This is a genomic window from Bacillus sp. 05T31 (genome assembly GCF_056396725.1).
In genome coordinates this window covers 1-2,625 of record NZ_JBFTMA010000638.1, presented here as the reverse complement: position 1 = coordinate 2,625, position 2,625 = coordinate 1, and the positions used below count along the sequence as shown (strand labels likewise).

Below are 2,625 nucleotides of genomic sequence, written 5' to 3'. Positions count from 1 at the left end.
CCGCAATTTCTAAAATTTGTAGCAGGTTCTCCACTTCATAGGTCGGCTTAACACTTGTCTTGTTTTCTTTCAGACTCGGATTATACCAACACGTATCAATACCGTAATCTTCTCCRCCTTTCATATCAGAAGTTAGCGAGTCTCCAACCATTAGTACACTTGATTTATCAGTAATCCCAAGCTTTTCAAACGCATAATCAAAAATCTCACGCGCTGGTTTTTGATGGCCGACTTCTTCAGAAATAATAATATGATCAAAGAAGTTACATAAAGGGGAATTTCCAATTCTAGATTGCTGTACCTTAGTGTATCCATTCGTAATTATACCTAACTTACAATCTTGAAGATTCTCACATAGTTTCACTGCACCTTCTATAAGATGTACTTCCTTCCCTAAGTTTTCAAGGTATACGTCACTAAAATGCTGCGCGTCTACTTCTATATTATGAAGATCAAATAATTGTCTAAATCGATCTACCGCTAATTCACTTAGCGTAATCATTTTATTCTCTAAATCTCTCCATAATCCATTACTAATCTCTTTATAACTTGCAAGATAATCATTATATCCTGTAGGCATGCCAAATTGTACAAACGCGTTATGTAATGCGTTTCTTTCTGTTTCAGGGAAATCTAATAATGTATCGTCTACGTCGAATAGTATTACTTTGTATTTCATGATGTTCGCCTCAATTCCTATATTCTCATAGCTTAATTATAGCAACAATAATAAAAGGAGGCTAATCCAATCAGCCTCCCTCCTCATTATTTATCCCGCATTAACGGGCAGTCCGATTGGTGAAGGCTAATAATCAGTGGGGATGCCCCCCCACACTGATTAAAGTTTCACTTTATCTTCTAGCAATAACACTTTCATTTCCTCTAACGATTCTTTCGTAAAGCCAAGAGCTTTTTCAGCGTATACTTCAACTGATCCATATTTCTTTTTAACTTCATCAATCGCAGCTTGTAAATACTCAGCACGCGCTTCAAACATTGCACCTAATATTGCTCTACTTTCGTCGTTCTGTAATTTCGCACCTAAAAAGGCCATCATTTTTTCATTTAACTTTTCACGGAAACCGTTACTTAGTAAGTAGTCTTCCATTACTGTTTTTTCCGGTACACCTAGTAAAAGTAATAATAATGCCGAGCCAAATCCTGTACGGTCTTTTCCAGCTGTACAGTGGTTTACTAACGGTAAGTTTTCCGGGTTTTGCGCGAGTTGTAAAAAGCTCACGAAAGCCTCGTTGCCATCGACGAAATCTTGATTCATTTTCACAAGATATTCGCCTGGTTTTCCTAATATTGATAGATCACCAACTTGGAAAAACTCATTTATATTTAAATCTTTCGCTAAGTCTTGCATYACTGGTAAGCAYACTTGGCGAGCRCCTGTAATRYCTGGATTCGGCTTATGTTTCACTTCAAAATCTGTACGRTAATCACAAATTAAYTTTAAGCYMGACTTCTGTAAATACTCGATATCCCATTCTGTTAATCCTGCTAATTCTTCAGAACGGTACAACTTGCCCCATTTTACTTTACGGCCTTCAGTCGTTTCATATCCTCCCATATCACGGAAGTTAAACGCTCCTTGTAATGGCAATCTACGCTCAGCTACTGTCACTGCTTGTCCATTACTTCCTACTARYCTAAAATATGGACGYTCAKTTTCACTCGGGTTTTSAATTGTACATGATGATTCTCCATTTACCGTTGCAAGTAATTCTCCWKTTTCTTCAATATGMTCTGGTGAAGTACTCCAATAAATGCGAACTTCTTCTATATTATTTTCCCAYTTTATATGTAACGTATTATCTTCATTTCGTTCTACAGTTGCTTGTAGCCAATTTCTTTGTTGCTTCATACTTTCACCAACGCTTTCTTCGTATAGTCTAATCCTTCTCTATTGTATTATAGGAAAGCTTACTTTGTCGTTTCGATTTTTCTTTTTATCTTACAAACATGCAAAAAGTTCTTTTACTTGTTCAAAATTTGTACATGGATTCCCGCTAAATGAGTTCGAGAGAGTAAGCCATCCATCCTTCTAAAACCTTCTCACATATCGCTCAGTAGAGCTCAGCTGCTGACATCCGTTCTTTTCAAAGACATCCTTCATCCACTCGTTTTGTACATTTGTCTCGCCAATATAATAAGATGCGCCTATTTCTTTTAAGACAAACATCGCCCCTGTAAAGAATGCTGCTTCGTACCCTTTATTTCGCATATTTGGAGCCATTGCGAAATACATAAGTTTTCCTTCTTCTAACGTACCTCTTTCAATATGCGGGATTACAATTCCTATTGGCTCTTCATCGATACTTGCTGTTAAACAATGTTCTTTCCATTGCCCACCTATTTCTTGTAGCATCGTATTTACAAATTGATCATAATCGATTTGTTCTCCCGTCACTTCATTCCACAGTGAATAAAAAGCGTCTTCGCCTATCTCTTCAATAAGCTTAAAATCAATATCACTTTCTATATCTTCCACTTCATATATATCCTTAAATACAATCATGTTTTCAGTAATATATTCAAATGAATACGTTTCGAAACATTTCTTATACACATCATAATTTGGGCTTTTTGAAGAAATCTCAAATTGCAATTCTTCTATTC

General features: G+C 36.3%; 3 protein-coding genes. All 3 read right to left on the bottom strand.

All coding sequences use genetic code 11. The annotated features are described in order from the left end of the window. On the bottom strand, nucleotides 1–679 hold a 679-nt coding region (locus tag AC1DJR_RS25665), incomplete at its 3' end, for a YjjG family noncanonical pyrimidine nucleotidase (RefSeq protein ID WP_477003826.1). 159 nt (nucleotides 680–838) lie between these two features. Further along, nucleotides 839–1,870 carry a tyrosine-protein phosphatase gene (locus AC1DJR_RS25660; protein ID WP_477003825.1) on the bottom strand — a complete coding sequence of 344 codons (1,032 nt, stop codon included), beginning with the start codon at nucleotides 1,868–1,870 and terminating at the stop codon, nucleotides 839–841. 180 nt (nucleotides 1,871–2,050) lie between these two features. Next, the coding region (locus tag AC1DJR_RS25655; protein ID WP_477003824.1) for a GNAT family N-acetyltransferase at nucleotides 2,051–2,625 on the bottom strand (575 nt) is incomplete at its 5' end.